Source organism: uncultured Hymenobacter sp. (assembly GCF_964242765.1).
Classification (GTDB): Bacteria; Bacteroidota; Bacteroidia; order Cytophagales; family Hymenobacteraceae; genus Hymenobacter.
The window spans coordinates 1-16,719 of the sequence record NZ_CAXTBM010000033.1 but is presented as its reverse complement, the minus strand read 5'-3'; the positions used below and the strand labels follow the sequence as shown (position 1 = coordinate 16,719).

The 16,719-nt window shown below is 52.9% G+C and carries 11 protein-coding genes; 9 read left to right on the top strand and 2 right to left on the bottom strand.

Annotated features, from left to right (window positions below; all coding sequences use genetic code 11):
- The first annotated feature begins 165 nt into the window (after positions 1-165).
- Together recQ and ACFE7X_RS14605 are read left to right on the top strand one after the other, a co-directional pair.
- Positions 166-2,352 carry a DNA helicase RecQ gene (recQ, locus tag ACFE7X_RS14610; RefSeq protein ID WP_375436416.1) on the top strand — a complete coding sequence of 729 codons (2,187 nt, stop codon included), beginning with the start codon at positions 166-168 and terminating at the stop codon, positions 2,350-2,352.
- Positions 2,353-2,534: 182 nt separating this feature from the next.
- A complete protein-coding gene (locus tag ACFE7X_RS14605) occupies positions 2,535-4,607 on the top strand; it encodes a M3 family metallopeptidase (protein WP_375436415.1) in 2,073 nt (690 codons plus the stop codon).
- 115 nt (positions 4,608-4,722) lie between these two features.
- Here the strand turns inward: ACFE7X_RS14605 and ACFE7X_RS14600 are convergent, their stop codons facing one another.
- Complete coding sequence (locus ACFE7X_RS14600; RefSeq protein ID WP_375436414.1) at positions 4,723-5,145, bottom strand: BrxA/BrxB family bacilliredoxin; 423 nt, start codon at positions 5,143-5,145, stop codon at positions 4,723-4,725.
- Between the two features lie 308 nt (positions 5,146-5,453).
- Between ACFE7X_RS14600 and ACFE7X_RS14595 the strand changes: the two genes are divergently transcribed.
- From ACFE7X_RS14595 to ACFE7X_RS14570, 6 genes are all read left to right on the top strand, one after another.
- Positions 5,454-5,747, top strand: a complete 294-nt coding sequence (locus tag ACFE7X_RS14595) for a hypothetical protein (RefSeq protein ID WP_375436413.1) — start codon at positions 5,454-5,456, stop codon at positions 5,745-5,747.
- A 127-nt stretch (positions 5,748-5,874) separates the two neighbouring features.
- Positions 5,875-6,942 carry a tetratricopeptide repeat protein gene (locus ACFE7X_RS14590; RefSeq protein WP_375436412.1) on the top strand — a complete coding sequence of 356 codons (1,068 nt, stop codon included), beginning with the start codon at positions 5,875-5,877 and terminating at the stop codon, positions 6,940-6,942.
- Positions 6,943-7,045: 103 nt separating this feature from the next.
- Positions 7,046-9,079, top strand: a complete 2,034-nt coding sequence (locus ACFE7X_RS14585; RefSeq protein ID WP_375436411.1) for an OmpA family protein — start codon at positions 7,046-7,048, stop codon at positions 9,077-9,079.
- A gap of 122 nt (positions 9,080-9,201) precedes the next feature.
- Positions 9,202-12,879, top strand: coding sequence for an ATP-binding protein (locus ACFE7X_RS14580; RefSeq protein WP_375436410.1), 3,678 nt, complete (start codon positions 9,202-9,204; stop codon positions 12,877-12,879).
- A 48-nt stretch (positions 12,880-12,927) separates the two neighbouring features.
- Complete coding sequence (locus ACFE7X_RS14575) at positions 12,928-13,644, top strand: LytR/AlgR family response regulator transcription factor (protein ID WP_375436409.1); 717 nt, start codon at positions 12,928-12,930, stop codon at positions 13,642-13,644.
- A 77-nt stretch (positions 13,645-13,721) separates the two neighbouring features.
- Complete coding sequence (locus ACFE7X_RS14570; protein WP_375436408.1) at positions 13,722-14,315, top strand: PKD domain-containing protein; 594 nt, start codon at positions 13,722-13,724, stop codon at positions 14,313-14,315.
- 294 nt (positions 14,316-14,609) lie between these two features.
- Here ACFE7X_RS14570 and ACFE7X_RS14565 read toward each other — a convergent pair whose 3' ends face one another.
- Positions 14,610-16,142, bottom strand: a complete 1,533-nt coding sequence (locus tag ACFE7X_RS14565) for a hypothetical protein (RefSeq protein ID WP_375436407.1) — start codon at positions 16,140-16,142, stop codon at positions 14,610-14,612.
- A 366-nt stretch (positions 16,143-16,508) separates the two neighbouring features.
- Between ACFE7X_RS14565 and ACFE7X_RS14560 the strand changes: the two genes are divergently transcribed.
- A partial coding sequence (locus ACFE7X_RS14560) for a hypothetical protein (RefSeq protein ID WP_375436406.1) occupies positions 16,509-16,719 on the top strand: 211 nt, incomplete at its 3' end.

The following is a 16,719-nucleotide window of genomic DNA, read 5'->3' as shown; positions in this document are numbered from 1 at the left end:
GGTATTGAGTACGGAGGGCGAAATAGAGCGTGGTTTTATCTTACTCCTTTAGTATCTCCTACCGAATACTTCAAAATTCCCTAGATTGAGATAAGAAACCTGCACTTTGCGGTTGCTACTTACCTGAATCTTCCAACCGAGCAAGTGAGGATGTCAATGCCAGCCGTGAACAATGTAATCAGCCAAGGAGCTGATTTGAAAGGCAAGTTAAAGGAAGTTTTTGGGTACGGGCAGTTCCGCGGCACGCAGGAAGCCATTATTCAGAACGTAATTGAGGGGCATAATACATTCGTTATTATGCCTACTGGAGCCGGTAAAAGCCTTTGCTACCAGCTCCCGGCGCTGGTGCTGCCCGGCACGGCCATTGTCATCTCCCCGCTTATCGCCCTGATGAAAAATCAGGTGGACCAGCTTAACGCCTTTGGCGTGAATGCCCAGTTTCTAAACTCGACCCTGACCAAGGCCGAGATGAACCGAGTAAAGAAAGACGTTATCAGCGGCGAAGTGAAATTGCTTTACGTGGCGCCCGAGAGCCTGACCAAAGATGAAACCATTGACTTTCTGCAGAAAGCCACCGTTTCGTTTGTAGCCATCGACGAGGCGCACTGTATTTCGGAGTGGGGCCACGACTTCCGGCCGGAGTACCGCCGGATTCGTGGCATTATCGACAACATTGGGCAGGTACCCGTTATTGCCCTCACGGCCACCGCCACGCCCAAAGTGCAGCTCGACATCCAGAAAAACTTGCAAATGGATGATGCCAGCGTTTTCAAGACGTCGTTCAACCGCACCAACCTTTATTACGAAGTTCGGCCTAAGCACAACACCAAAAAGCAGCTGATTCAGTACGTGAAGCAGCGCAAGGGGCTGGCTGGTATTATTTATTGCCTCAGCCGCAAAAAAGTAGAGGAAATTGCCGAGCTGCTGAAAGTAAACGACGTGCGGGCCCTTCCCTACCACGCCGGCCTCGATCCGCACGTGCGCATGGCCAACCAAGACGCCTTCCTCAACGAGGATTGCGACGTGATTGTGGCCACTATCGCCTTCGGAATGGGTATCGACAAACCCGACGTGCGCTTCGTGATTCACTACGACACGCCGAAGAGCATTGAGGGCTACTACCAGGAAACCGGCCGCGGCGGCCGCGACGGCCTCGACGGCGACTGCCTGATGTTCTACAGCTACGACGACATCGTGAAGCTGGAGAAGTTCAACAAAGACAAGCCCGTAACGGAGCGCGACAACAGCAAGCTGCTACTCCAGGAAATGGCTAACTATGCCGACTCGGCGGTGTGCCGACGCAAGCAGTTGCTCCACTATTTCGGCGAGCATTTCGAGAAAGACTGCGGCTTCTGCGACAACTGCAAGCACCCCAAAGAGCGTTTCGAAGCCCAGCACGAGGTGGAATTAGCTTTGAAAGCGGTAGTGCAAACCGAGCAACGCTTCGGCCTCGACCACATTGGCACCGTGCTCATGGGCATGAACAATGCCCACGTAGAAAGCTATGGCCACAACGGCTTGCCAGTATATGGAAAAGGCAAAGACCACGATGCGCAGTATTGGCATTCGTTGTTGCGCCAGTGTCTGATTTTTGGTTTCTTAGAGAAGGATATTGAAAATTTTGGCGTTGTAAAAATCTCCGATATGGGTATGGACTTCATCGAAAATCCTCATTCAATAAAACTCACCAAAGACCACGACTACGACGAGGAGGTGAAGGAAGAACAGGAGCAGGAAGAGGTGCAGCAAGCCGCTGGCCACGACGAAACCCTGTTCGAGATGCTGAAGGCGCTGCGGAAGAAAATGGCGAAGGAGAAAGAACTGCCGCCTTACGTTCTTTTCCAGGACCCGTCGCTGAAGGAGATGGCCACTACTTTCCCTACCAAGCTGGATGAGCTAGCGCACGTTGGGGGCGTAGGCCAAGGTAAAGCGCAGAAATTCGGCCCTCCCTTCCTGGCCCTCATCAAGAAGTACGTCGAAGAAAACGATATTCTGACAGCCTCCGACGTGGTGGTGAAGTCGGCCGTTAACAAGTCGAAGATCAAGATTTATATTATCCAGCAGATCGACAAAAAGATGGACCTAGAGGAAATTGCTTCCTCTAAAGGCATTGATATGCGCGAACTGATGGAGGAAATCGAGCATATCTGCTACTCCGGCACCAAGCTCAACCTTGATTATTACATCAACGGCATTCTGGACGAAGAGCGCCAAGAGGAAATCTACGACTACTTCATGACGGCCAGCACCGACAATATTGCGGTGGCTTTGAAAGAGCTCGGCAGCGACGACTATACCGAGGAAGATTTACGCCTGATGCGCATCAAGTTCCTGAGCGAAGTAGCCAACTAAACGCTGTTTTGCTGCTAATGAAAGCTGAACGCCGCTTCCTTGAGAAGCGGCGTTTTTGTTGGCTGCCAGCGTACCTCGCTTCTACAGATGGCGGAGAAACTTACTTAACTATATACTACTTTATATAAAAGTAGTCCAGTAAAGAGATTATCTTAAAGCATACTTTTTCAACCCCACTTTCGATGCACCTTTATACTCTTTTCGTGCCAGTGCGAACGATACTAACGCTGCTGATCAGCTCATTGACGGTGCTAAGCGTAGCGGCTGCGCTCAACCCATTGGTGCCGGCTTTCAATCAGCCCATTGCTTTCGCTAAAGCCACCAAGGCCGATGTGCAGCAGGCAACAGCAACGGTTATTACCGGTACGAGAGCTTCACTGAATGCCATTTATAATGTGCCAGCCGGCAAGCGCACGTTTGCCAATACGATGGTGGCGCTTGACAATCTCACGGATGATATTGATCGGGTGGCCGGGCCAATCAATATTCTGTTCAACGCCAGCCCCGATTCGGCCATCCGGAACCAAGCGCAGAAAAGCATAACGCAAATCAGCAAGTATGGCAATGAGCTGGCCCTGGACGAGAAACTGTACCAAGCGGTAAAAGGCTATTCCAAAACCAAGGAAGCGCAAGCCCTGACGGGTGCTCGCAAGAAATTTCTGACCGAGACTATCGAGGATTACGAGCGCAACGGCTTTGCGCTGACGCCCGAGCAACGCAAGGAGCTGCAAAAGCTGAACGACAAAATCGGGGACCTGAGCATTGCCTTTGGGGCAAACATCGCCAAAGACCAAAGCTTCTTGCTGGTAAGTGAGACCGACATGAAAGGCTTACCCGACGACTTCAAAAAGGGCCGCCCCAAGGCTGGCGACGCCTACCGCATTACCGTGGACGGCCCCACGTATAGCACCTTTATGAAGTATGCCGAATCGGAGGCGATGCGCAAGCAGCTCTACGTGCTTTATAACAACCGCGCCGCCGACACCAACCTAGAGGTGCTGAAGCAACTGCTTATTGAGCGGCAAAAAAAAGCGCAGCTGCTTGGCTACAAGACCTATGCCGCCTACCAAACCAGTAGCCGCATGGCCAAAAACCCCGAGGCTGTGTGGGCCTTCGAAACCAAATTGGTGGACCGGGTGAAACAGAAAAGCTTGCAGGACCTAGACGAATTGCTGACCGTGAAGCGCGCTTACCTCAAAGACCCTAGCGTGAAGACGATTTCACCGTGGGAAAGCTCCTTCTACAACAACCTTCTAATGAAGGACAAATACCAACTTGATGCCGAGAAGGTGAAGGAATACTTCGAAGTGAGCCACGTAGTAGATGGCTTGTTTCAAACTACGCAGCAATTGTTTGGGCTTAAATTCAACGAAGTAAAAGAGCCGTCGGTGTGGCACAAGGATGCGCGCATGTTCGAAGTACAGCGCGACGGCAAGCTTATTGGCCGCTTCTACATCGACCTATTTCCGCGCGAAAACAAGTACTACCACGCCGCCTGTTTCGGAGTGGAATCGGGTAAGGCAACGGCCAAGGGCTACCAACTACCCACGGCGGTGCTGCTTTGCAATTTCAACGCGCCCACGCCCGGCAAGCCGGCCCTAATGAGTCACTCACAAGTCGTCACGTTCTTTCACGAATTCGGCCATGTGATGCACAACATGGTTACCACCGCGGAGCTATCAGGCCAGTCGGGTGCTAGCGTGAAGCGCGACTTTGTGGAAGCGCCTTCTCAGATTCTGGAGAACTGGGCCTGGAACTATGATGCCCTCAAGACTTTTGCTAAGCACTACCAGACCAGCGAAGTATTACCGAAACCATTATACGACAAGATGCAGGCTGCCCGCAACGTGGGCTCCGGCATCGGCGCGTCGCAGCAGATTATGCTTGGCACCCTCGACATGACTTTGCACGATAAGTTTGATCCGAACGGCACCGAAACGACCACTGAAGTAGTGAAAAAGCTTCAGAACCAGATCATGCCTTTCGCTTACCTCGACGGCACTAACTTTCAGGCGGCATTCGGCCACCTCACTGGCTACGCCGCGGGCTACTACGGCTATATGTGGTCGAAAGTATACGCTGAGGACATGTTCTCGGTGTTCGAGAAGAACGGTGTGATGGACCAGAAAACCGGCCTGCGCTACCGCGACATGATTCTGGCCAAAGGCGGCACCGACGAGGAAATCAACTTAGTAAAAAATTTCCTGGGGCGTGAGCCAAACCAGGAAGCCTTCTTCAAATCGTTGGGGCTTTAGTTAAGATGCGGACATAAAGGAACAAGTTGATAAACGTCTCCAAAAGGAAACGGCTTGTAGCAGATGCCACAAGCCGTTTCCTTTTGAATTAATGCCATAAATGGCAGCCCACAACTTAGCAATACTCTTCGAAAGCGCCTTGCAGGTTGTTGACGATGCGCATCATGTCGTTGCCTTCGATGTGGTAGCGCTCAATCATGTGTACCAGCTCGCCGTCTTTGAACAGGGCAATGCTAGGACTGCTGGGTGGATAAGGCAGCAAATGCTCGCGCATTTTGGCTACGGCTTCGGTTTCCATCCCGGCAAACACTGTTACGAGTTTGGCAGGCTTCTTTTCGGAGCTGGCAATGGCCATTTTGAGGGCCGGACGGGCTTTGCCGGCAGCGCAGCCACACACCGAGTTGACGGCTACCAGTACGGTACCGCTTTGCTCGTTGAGGACGGCGTCCACTTCTTCGGGGGTCATAAGCTGCTCGAAACCGGCCTCCACGAGGTCCTGGCGAATAGGGGCAACCATGTATTCTGGGTACGTAGCCATAGGTAAAAGCTAGGCGTTGGGGTGAAATGTGAAAAAGCAACGAGCCATAGTGAGTCGTTGGTGCTGCAAAAATACGCAAACATCAGCGGCTTCCAGGAAGTTTGATTTATAGCCGTGGCCCTGATGCAGCGCTTGATTTTGAAAAGATTTTCGGTCTGAAAAATAGCTGCTGCTTACTTGGCAAAGCCCTGATTTCTAGCACTAGCATGCCGGTTGTCTTATCGTGCTATGATCTTGATGATGCAAAGCCTCGTAACCTCAGCAACACGTATTACTTATAGAGTAAGCACCCTGCTTTGTTTCTACCGATGACGTACGCTGAATTTAACGCCTCACTTACCCAACACGCACCGCCAACTGGCTTGTCGCCGCTGCTACAGGCCTTGTGGTATGCAGGCCGCGACGAATGGTCTAACGCCCACGACATTGCACAGGAGCATGAAGGAGACCCACTCCACGATTGGCTGCATGCCTTGTTGCACCGCCAAGAAGGCGACGCCAGCAATGCGGCTTATTGGTACCACCGGGCCGGCCGGCCAGTGTTTCACGGTACAATCCGGCACGAATGGGAAACGCTGGCTCGTACGCAGCTAGCAGCTTAGTCAGAACTAGTAGGCTGCTACTTCATCTAATTATAATTATACCAATCAATAAAAAAATAAGCTGCGCAATCATGGTTGCGCAATTAAAATTATATTTATCCAGTCAAAGCAAAATTGCCTGGATGTGATGTTGAAATTATTACTGTTAACGGCCACCTTTATTCTAACTAGTCTGGCGACCCGGGCTCAAGTGGATTCGGTTCGCGCCTCTACCCTTCCGCCCGCCCAACAAGCCGAGAAGCTGTACAACAGCGGCGTAGTGAAATTCAACCAGAAAAGCTACCGGGCTGCCTTGCAGGATTTTGACCGAGCCCTAGCATTGCGTCCCGACTTTGCCAAGGCTTTCTACAACCGCGCTACCACTCGTTACGAGCTAAAAGACTACCAGCCCGCCGTGCAGGATTACGACGAGGCGCTGAAGCTTGAGCCTACGAGCGGCACGGCCTACTTCGGGCGGGCGCAGGCCCACGAAGCGTTGAAGCAGGCCGCGGAAGCCGAGCAGGACTACACGAAAGCCGTGGAAGTTAACGCTGCCTATGCTCCGGCTTGGTATTATCGGGGGGCGCTGCGCTTCGAAAAAGCGGAATACGCCGCTGCTAAAGCGGATTTCGATCAAGCCATTAAGGCTGATCCAAACTACGCTTACGCCTGGCACGACCGAGGCAGCACCCAGCGCCAGCTCAACAATTACCCGGCAGCCATTCAAGACTATACCAAGGCGCTGGCGTTGCAACCCGAGTTGCTGCCCGCTCTATTGAACCGCGCTGGTACCAAGCGCAAAGCGGGCGACGTGAAAGGCGCCTTGCAGGACTACGCCGATTACCTCCAGAAAAAGCAAGACAACCCTACCGCCTACACCAACCGCGGTGCCACGCGCTACGAGTCGGGCGACTATAAAGGAGCCGCCGAAGATTTTGGCCGCGCCGTGGCCCTGGATGCTACCTACGCTTTTGCCTGGAACAACCGCGCCGCCGCTTATCTCAAGCTCGAAGACTACAAGAAATCGGAAGCCGACGCCAGCAAAGCTATTGCCCTCAACCCGCAATACGCCGAAGCCTATCTGAACCGCGGCCATGCCCGCGAAATGCTTCGCAACACCGAAGGAGCCTGCCAGGATTGGCGCAAAGCGGCCGAGTTGGGCTTGGAAGTGGGCACTAACTACGCCGCCAACTCCGGCTGCGGCGAGAGTAAATAGAGTAGTCCAGTAGCCGAGCAGACAAAGAACATGCTCTGCATCTCTGCACCTTCTGCGGGCACCGGCATCAACATGAACAGCTCCGCATAACCCTGCGAACAAAATGCACAAGTATCTATTAGCCTTCCTGCTGTTTTCCTCTGCTGCGCAAGCCCAAAGCGTAGAATTCAGTAAAGACAAATTCGGCGACAATAAAGATGGCTTGAAGACGGCGCTCAAGGAAATTAAGTCGGGAGACGAGTGGTACCACTCGGACCCGCCGCGCTACGAGCAGGCTCTCCCGCATTACCTCGAAGCCCAGAAGTTGAACGCTGAGAATGCGCAGCTTAACCTCAAAATCGGAGATTGTTATTTGCATTCCGGCTTCAAGCCGCGTGCGCTGAATTATTTGCGTAAGGCATATCAACTCAATTCGGGTGTCGACCCTCGTATTCATTACTTGCTGGGCCGAGGCTTGCACCTAAATGGTAAATGGAAGGAGGCCATAGCCGAGTACAAGCAGGCCACGCCCGCAACGGGCACCAAAAATACGGCAGCCTTCACGCAAGACATTCAGAAGAAAGTTCAGGAGTGCGAAAACGGCCGCAAACTAGCAGATAAGCCCGTGCGGGTATTTATCGACAACGCAGGTCCCGGCGTCAACTCCCCCTATCCGGATTATGGTCCGGTTATTTCTGCCGACGAATCGGTGATTCTGTTTACGTCGCGGCGGCAAGGCTCGACCGGGGGAGAGAAGGACCCGGAGTCGGGGGGCTATTTCGAGGACGTGTACCAGAGCAACCGCGAAGGCGACACCTGGAGTACCGCCCGCAACCTCGGCGAAACCGTGAATTCCACCGGCCACGATGCCACGGTAGGCCTCGCCCCCGATGCGCAACGGATGCTGGTGTACGTGGAAGACAACGGCGGCGACCTGAACGAAGCCAATTTACGCGGTGCCACTTGGGCTAAGCCGCAGCGCCTCGGCAACCGCATCAACAGCAAAGCCCATGAATCGTCGGCGGCCTATTCGCCGGACGGCAAGAGTTTACTGTTCGTATCCGACAAGCCGGGCGGCGTGGGTGGGCGCGACATATACAAGGTGGACATAGATGGCCGTGGTCCGGCCGTGAACCTGGGTCCTACCATCAACACGCCGTATGGCGAGGAAGGCGTGTTTCTGCACCCCGATGGCAAGACGATGTACTTTTCCTCGGAAGGCCACAGCTCCATGGGGGGCTACGACATTTTTAAATCCACCTTCCAGAACGGCAAGTGGAGCGCCCCCGAAAACCTGGGCTGGCCCATCAACACGCCCGACGACGACGTATTTTTCGTGATTTCCGCTTCGGGCCGGCACGGCTACTACTCGTCGTTTCGCGACGATGGCATGGGCTCGAAAGACATCTACCAAATTACGTTTCTAGGGCCCGAGAAGCCACCGATGCTTAGCCAGGAAGACCAGTTGCTAGCTTCGCGGGCTTTGCCAGTGAAAGAGACGTTGCTAGCCCCGCCGGTGCCAGTTGCTACGGCTCAGGTAACTATCCTGAAAGGCACCGTGACGGATGATGCTACCAAGCAGCCCTTGGAAGCCACTATCGACGTAATCGACAACTCACTGAACCAAACCATTGCCTCATTTCGGGCCAATGCCCAATCGGGGCGCTATTTGGTGTCGTTGCCATCGGGCGTGAACTACGGGATTGTAGTGAAGCAGGATGGCTACTTGTTCCATTCCGAGAACTTTGATTTGCCGGCGGGGGCAGCTTATTCAGAAGTGGTGAAAGACATTCCGCTCAAGAAGTTGGATGTAGGCGTGAAGGTCGTGCTCAACAACATTTTCTTTGACTTCGACAAAGCTACTCTGCGCAAAGAAAGTACGGGCGAACTGGTTCGTCTGCAAGCTTTGCTAGCGGAAACGCCTGCCCTACGTCTAGAGATATCCGGCCACACCGATAACGTGGGCAACGACAGCTACAACAAGGACCTGAGCCAGCGCCGCGCCAAAACAGTAGTGGATTATTTGGTTGGCAAAGGAATCAGCAAAGACCGCCTCACATTCGCCGGCTACGGCGACACGCAGCCGGTAGCGCCCAACACCAGCAAAGCCAATCGCCAGCAAAACCGCCGCACCGAGTTTAAAGTAACCGGAAAGTAGTCGTCAGGCAGTAGCGGCAGTTCAACGAGGTTTCAACTCCGTTGCGGGAGCAAAATGTTTATTGTCATGGGCAGCCTCCTAACTTGCTACGACTGATGAGGCCAGTAGTGCCCTTCCGCCACATGATTGTTTTGCTGTTTCGCCGTCTGTTTTTGCTGCTCCTGCTGTCTTTCAGTGTGCCGGCAGCCGCGCAGGTGCCACGCTACTTTCTCCGGCAGTTTGGCGCTGCTGATGGATTGCCTCAACCCTTTATCTATGCTCTGACGCAAGACCGCGCGGGCTACCTCTGGATTGGCACGGCGGAGGGCCTGGTTCGGTATGATGGGACGGAGTTTGTTGCCTTCGATACCAAAGACGGATTAGCCGAAGATTTCGTGACTACGCTTTACGTGCAGCCACGCACCGGTCAATTATGGGTAGGGCACTACCAAGGCGGTGTGTCGCGCTGGGACGGTCAACGGTTTAGGCGCGTAACAAATGCGGCGTCACGTCCACCTGGCTTCCATCCGGTATCAGGCATTCCACTCGCGGATACTACCTACGATAATGCCGATTTGTCGGCTGCATCGGTGCCTGCGGCGCGGCGGTTTGCCACGTTGCACCACGTGTTGCCCGCCGGCACTATTCCACAGTGCGTACTGGCCGACCGAGAGCATACTGTATGGATTGGCACGGCCGGTCAGGGCTTGTGGCGCTGGGCGGACCGACACTTAACATTTTATCCTTTGTCGGAAAGCGCAGGATCGGCAGTTGGCGCTTTGCAGAGCGGCGCTAGAGCAACCGGGATTCTAACAACCGGGCAACAATTCACGCTCAGCCCAGTTCCAGGCCGGTCTTCCCCTTTTGTTGTCGACCCTAAAAAGCGGCTGCCCTACCCACCCAGTGTCTTGCTCCAAACACTGGGCGCCCGTTCATCGCACCCAATTTCTGACGGCCGCTATCCGTCGCCAGCCCGAACCTTTATTTGGGCTGGTACTACCGGCCATGGACTCTGGCAAACCCAGATAGCGGCACCTACGTCTCCGGCAGTGACCATGCACCAGGTAAAGCGCCTGCCAGCTACACTTTCCGTTACAGCGCTAACCCAACACCCCAACGGTGACCTGTGGGTGGGAACGGCACTGGATGGCGTCTATCGTTTGCCCGCGGACTCCTCTCAGTTGGCCGAGCATTTTACCACAGCCAATGGGTTGCTGCACAATACTATTTACGCGCTTACTACCGATTCATTAGGTCAGGTATGGATTGGCACCCACGATACCGGGTTGGCCGTGTGGCAAGGTAAAAGCTTTCGCTATTATCGTTTCCAAACGGGTGCCCTTGATGTATCCTCCCTACTCACCGACGATGTGGGCCGTGTATGGATTGGCACCGAAGGCAGCGGCGTTTTCTGTTACGAGAAAAATAAGCTGCGAACCTATAGTGCGGCCGATGGACTTCTTTCGCCTTACTGCTACGCTTTGCTTCCAACGCATTGGCGCGGCAGCTACCGTGGTGACAACCGCCAGGAGGCGCATCGCGAGCAGGTATTGGTGGTGCACCGCAACAGCTTATCCTTCCACGACAACAACCAGCGTTTTGCCCCGGCAGCCTTGCCCGGCAATCCGCTGGTGCGGGATTTATTGCCCGAAGCTGCCGGGGCTTGGAACGACCAGTGTGTGTGGTTGCGTACTCGCACTGGCCTGCTTTGCCTGCGTACCAACGCGCCGCACCTGATGCCCGGCACCAGCAAACCGACTCCAGTGCTGCTTGCCAGCGAAGTAGACGGCGCCGCTCAGCCGCCGTACCAACTCAAAGAGTTGTCGGCCACGCAGCATCAAGTCAATTTCACGTTCCGGGCCGTGAGTTTGCTACCTGACCAGGCCGGCCTACAATATCAGTACCGCTTGCTAGGCTACCAGGATCAATGGAGCCGGCCTACCGTAGTAGGCGAAGCACAATTCCCACGGCTTGGGGCAGGCAGCTACGCCTTTCAAGTGCGCGCCCGATCAGGCGAACAAGGAGTGTGGTCGAAGACCGTGGCAAGTTCATTTGATGTTGCCACCCCGTACTGGCAGACGTGGTGGTTTGCGGCGCTCAGCCTGCTACTGGCCGGAGCTGGGGTTTTCGCCTTTGTCCGGGCCCGAGAGGCAACTCTTCGCCGACAAAAGCTTCAACTGGAAACCACAGTTCGCGAACGGACGCAGGAACTACGCCACCAAAAAGCGCACATCGAGGACATGAACGCCGAACTGGTAATAGCCCGCGACGTAGCCGAAGCTTCGCGCCGAGCCAAAGCCCAGTTTTTGGCCAACATGAGCCACGAAATCCGGACGCCGATGAATGCGGTTATCGGCCTGACGCACTTGCTACGCCAGACGCCCGTCAACTCCGAGCAGAACGAGTACTTGGAAGCCGTGCAGTCGTCGTCGCAAAACCTGCTGGTCATTATCAACGACATTCTCGATAGTTCCAAGATCGAGGCGGGCAAGCTCAGTCTGGAGCACACCGCCTTTCGCCTTCCCGAGCTGCTGCGGCGCGTAGCGAGTATGTTCCGGTTTGCCACCGAAGCCAAGCACCTGTATTTCAACTTGGAAATAGACTCCACTGTACCCGCCGCTGTGTTTGGCGACCCGGTACGGCTGAACCAAGTGCTCGTCAACTTGGTCGGCAACGCGGTGAAGTTCACTACAACTGGGGGCGTAACGGTGCACGTATATTCTGCCATCGATTCAGCAACCAACCAGCAACTGGTGCGCTTTGTGGTGCGAGATACCGGAATTGGCATTGCTACTAATAAGCTAGACGCCATTTTCGAAGACTTCTCGCAGGCCAACACCAGCACTACCCGGCAGTTTGGCGGCACGGGCCTAGGCTTGAGCATTGCCCGTAATCTGGTGGAGTTGCACGGCGGCAAATTGTGGGTGGAAAGTGAAGAAGGCCACGGCTCCGCGTTTTCATTTGAAATTCCTTACCTAACCGCCAACCCCGCCGAAGTGGCCCCGGAGGCAACCCTGGCCGTCGGCCGCTTCGAGCCAGCGTTGCGGGTACTCGTGGCCGAAGACAATGACCTCAACCAGTTAGTTGCCCGCAAAACGTTGGAAGCTTGGAATGTGCAAGTTACTGTTGCCGCTAACGGCCGACTAGCTGTGGAAGCCGCCGAGCAAACCACTTTCGACGCGGTACTGATGGATGTGCAAATGCCCGAAATGGATGGCTACGAAGCGGCTCGCCAGTTACGGGCGCGTTTCCCGGATGACGCTCAATTGCCAATTATCGGCCTCACGGCCTCCGCCCTACCCGAAGACCGCGCCTTGGCGCTCGAAGCTGGCATGAACGATACGCTGGCCAAACCCTTTGACCCAGCCCTCCTCTACGCTCGCCTTGCCTATTATACCGGTCGTATCACCCTGCCTTCGCAACACCCACCGGCACCAACCGAACCCATTGCTCCTCACCAAACCAACACCTGTACTCCCGACTGGACGCTGCTAGAAGAGCTGGCAGGCGGCAACGAAGCATTTATTCGTCAGATAGTCAATACCTTTCTCACGCAAGCTCCACAGCTGCAACAGCACTTGGAAATTGAATTTGCTGCCGCCGACCCAAATGCTTTGGCGCGCATTGCACACAAGCTGAAAGGTCAAGCAGCGTACTTTGGAGTCGACTATTTGTATTCTGCGCTGGAGACGCTGGAGTGCCAAGCTCGTCAGGAAACAGATATAAATGCTTTAGCACCTCTCATCCAGAAAGTTGACAGCGAACTACAGCTGCTTTACCCGCAATTGCAAGAGCGACTGACTAGCCAAACGTCTTTGTAAAAGATAGTAACCCTGCTTTTCTTCAAACGATAGTATACCTTTGAAAATATGCCTGCCTCTCCTTCTCCCCTGCGTTGTTTGGTTGTTGACGATGATCCGCTTTCTGTGCAAGTCGTTGAAAACTGCATTGCTAGCACTCCTTTCCTGACAGCCATTGGTAGTTGCGAAAGCGCAGTAGCCGCAGCCGAAGTTCTGCGTACCCAAAAGGTTGATTTACTATTTCTGGATGTGGAAATGCCGTTCATGTCTGGCATCGACCTGCTCAATACACTTCAGAATCCGCCACTCGTCGTACTCATCACCAGCAGCAAACAGTACGCCGTGGAAGCCTTTGAGCACGATGTAGTTGATTACCTCGTAAAGCCGGTCAGTTACGGCCGTTTCCTGAAAGCGGCCCAACGAGCTTTAGAGCTAGTTCAGGCGCATCCGGCCGAAGCTATACCTTCCGCCGACGCCGATTTCACTTTTATGAAAGTGGATACCAAACTAGTGAAAGTGCTTTTCGATGAGGTGCGTTATGTAGAAGCTCTCGGCGACTATGTGCATATCGTCACAGACCAGAGCAAGCTCATTGTGTACAGTACCATGAAAGCTGTCGAAGAGAAGTTCCCCGATACGCTGTTCGTACGTGTACACCGTTCTTTTATTGTCAATCTCAAACGGGTGCAGGCCATAGAAGACAATACCATTCTCATTGACAACAAGCATATTCCTATTGGCCAGACCTACATGCGCGAAGTATTTCAGCGCCTCAATAAATTTTAATTGGTGAGCTACTATTTCTGCCTTTTCAGGTGTGTGGCGTGAAATTTTACTTTCGTTTTTTACGAATACCTATCGGAGTGGGCGTTCTGCTACTTGGCTTCCAGCAGTCAGGGCAGGCGCAGGCGGCCGGTGATACGGTTAGCGCAACGTGTCCACTGCCGCGCGTTGTGGAACTTTGTGTGGAGCTAGATGCTCGTGCTTCGGTCGATGCGGCAGCGGGGGCGCTTACTTTTCGCTGGCAGATGGGCGACGGCACCACCCTTACCGGCCCAGTAATATCACACTGCTATACTGCCCGAAACCGCTACACCGTCCAACTCGATGTAGTAGACGAGAAAACGGGCGAGGTTCGGGAAGCCGAAAAAATCATTCCCGTCGATTTCACACAGGAAGTCGTCCTCAACTTCACAGCCGGCTCCGATACGGTTCGCGTAGGGCAACCTATCACTTTCGACGCGGTGGATTCGCAACTACCCTTATGCGAGAATGTAGTGGTGCTTTGGGATTTTCGCGACGGCGTAGTAAGCAATGGCCGGCGCGTACAGCACTCGTTCCGCCGTCCTGGCCAGTATGCCGTTCGGATGGCTCTGCGCGGCAACGGCCCCAATGAATGCCCAAGCAGCCATTGTGTAGGCCGCATTGTCACCGTATTACCAGCCAAAACCCCATAAGTCAACAATTTTTCGCTTCTAATAAGGGCCAGTTTATGGAAGAATGGTTGAAATTTCAAGTTCGAATCGTGCCCAGCTTGTCGAAGTATCTCGCGTGCTGAATCACTTTCTTATATCTACGCAACGAAACAAAAAAGCTTCGCAAGCTGGGCACGGCGATTAAAAAGCACTTACCACCCCAAAAAACTGTGGTCAACAATCAGTCTCAGGAAAGATTGAACCGAGATAGATATACATAAGCAAGGCAGTGCTTGTATTAGGTACAGCTACAGCGGTAGCACTAGTTAGCAACGATCAAACTATTTGCCGGTTTTCTTCTTGAACTTGAGCTGCTGTGGTCTTTAGAATTTCCAACGTCAAGGCCCACAAATCCTCATAAGGTACAATTTCAATTTCTGAGAAAGCCTCGCCGGGAGGGGGAGCAGCTTGCATTCTATTTAAGAGCGGTTCGGCCAAGCGCTGGCTCTCGGCCGGATCGAAATCGGACTTCACTGTGATGGCTAACAACCGAAAAAACAGTTGGCTCCGAAGTGCTCCAGCCTCCCGCAAATGCCGCTGCTGGTATTTACGTAAGCTTTCCAAGCGCAGCAATACGCCGTCTAAATCACGCTGACGTAAGTAATATAGAAACTGCAAGATCAGTACCGCCACATTGTAGCCTTGCTTATCACGGCTGTGCGTTGGCACCGTCTGGATGAACGTGTTGAAGCTGCGAATACGTAAAGGAGAAGCCTCAGGCCGAATGAATTGCAGGTACACTTCATATAGATTCCAGCGTTCCTGAGCAGCATGACGCTGCTTGGCAAAGTACAAGCTTTTCCGGGCCGTTTGATGCAATTCCTGCGCCTGTCCATACTGTCCGGCATGCAAAGCTAGCAACATGTATATTTCCAGGAAATACAGCCAGTTATTAGAAGAATAGTGAAAATCTTTAGCGTATTCTTCTGCTAGTTTAAGTCCTTTTCCAGCCCGCCGACTTCGCAAGTGCGCATACACACTCATGTAGTTATTGAAGCGTTTGTCAAAGCGTATGCGATTTATTTTACCTTCTTCCCAGCCCTTGACAGTTTCAGCAGTCAACCAAATTATTTTTTCGTAGTTACCGATCAACTCCTCTCGTGCGATTTGTGTGCGATAGAGGTAGAAGAAAGTAATAAACGTGCGCGCTTTTTTATGCAGTTCCTCCAATTGTTTTAAATGAAGCTCAATCTTTCCGAGCATAGCACGGCGGGCACGTACGGTATACGCCATCATGGCCTTCACCTCCCAAAAAATTGTCCCTGCTTCCTCTTCCAGTGCTAGGCGCTGCTGATTGGTTGCCAGCTTCTTATTGTTGCTACGAAACTTGGCTGGCTGCTGCATATCGGCATAAATGCTACGCAACAATTGCCCACACATCACAGCGTAATGTGTGAATTCCATACTTTCTGCTAAGCGCAGTGCCTTACGTCCAAGCCGCTCTGCGTTGTAATATTCGCCTTCTCTGTAGAGTGTGCTGACTTGGTAATACAAGTTCAGGCATTGCTGCTCGTACCGGCGCGATAGTTCGTGCCGTGGGTCCGACTCGTCAAGAAAGAAGAGGTGGTTTAGCATCTTTTGCTGCACCCGCGACTTCAGCTTCCGAAAAGCAGTTTTGCTAGTAGCGTCTGTTTTACCATACAACGCTTTCACAATCTGCTGTTGCGATTTGCCTTGCTCCTCAACCAAAAAGTTGAGCAAAGCCATTTCCTTATTGGAACTAGGCTTGGCTGTGAAATCTAATATTGGCAGCACTTTTTGCCGCCGATCTGTCACAATTCGCGCCAAATTATTCAACCCATCCATCATAAAACGTGCCCTGAGTATTGGAAAGGCATAAGTAGAGCATCGAAACTGCAGTTAAACAGTTGTCACAATTAACGTATTTTTTTCCTTTACAAATATCCTATTCTGATTTAACCTTTGCACCAGATAAAGTGTGTGCTTTTGGCAGATGTGATGTCACATTATGAAGTATTATAATCACCTAATCTATCAAAGTCGTAGGGCGAAGAGCAGTAGTTGGCGAAGGGGCAAGAGGACTAATTAGAATAGTCAAAAATTATATAACTAACATACAAATCACTTTTATACTCTACCTTTCCTTTACGGGAGAAAGGATCTGGTACACCTTTGTGTCACTCAACCACTTGACACAACTAATCTCCTGCTATCATGCTTAATATCATCGCCTTCGCTCTGTTGCAGATTGCTTCTCCTACTACCAAGGCTGTTACTTCAGCTAACTTAGTAAGTGCTCAAACAACCCGCTACACTACTATGGCCGAGCATGGCAGCGGTGGCTGGTCGGGCCTAACGGCTGTTTATCACGGCAGCGGTGGCTGGTCAGGGGTTGCATCGGCTGAGCATGGCAGCGGTGGCTGGT

What these genes read in the sequence shown, in the direction of transcription:
- ACFE7X_RS14590 (WP_375436412.1), top strand. Translation starts at nt 5,875, where the DNA reads ATGTTGAAATTATTACTGTTAACGGCCACCTTTATTCTAACTAGTCTG.
- ACFE7X_RS14585 (WP_375436411.1), top strand. Translation starts at nt 7,046, where the DNA reads ATGCACAAGTATCTATTAGCCTTCCTGCTGTTTTCCTCTGCTGCGCAA.
- ACFE7X_RS14580 (WP_375436410.1), top strand. Translation starts at nt 9,202, where the DNA reads ATGATTGTTTTGCTGTTTCGCCGTCTGTTTTTGCTGCTCCTGCTGTCT.
- ACFE7X_RS14575 (WP_375436409.1), top strand. Translation starts at nt 12,928, where the DNA reads ATGCCTGCCTCTCCTTCTCCCCTGCGTTGTTTGGTTGTTGACGATGAT.
- ACFE7X_RS14595 (WP_375436413.1), top strand. Translation starts at nt 5,454, where the DNA reads ATGACGTACGCTGAATTTAACGCCTCACTTACCCAACACGCACCGCCA.
- ACFE7X_RS14600 (WP_375436414.1), bottom strand. Translation starts at nt 5,145, where the DNA reads ATGGCTACGTACCCAGAATACATGGTTGCCCCTATTCGCCAGGACCTC.
- ACFE7X_RS14605 (WP_375436415.1), top strand. Translation starts at nt 2,535, where the DNA reads ATGCACCTTTATACTCTTTTCGTGCCAGTGCGAACGATACTAACGCTG.
- ACFE7X_RS14565 (WP_375436407.1), bottom strand. Translation starts at nt 16,142, where the DNA reads ATGATGGATGGGTTGAATAATTTGGCGCGAATTGTGACAGATCGGCGG.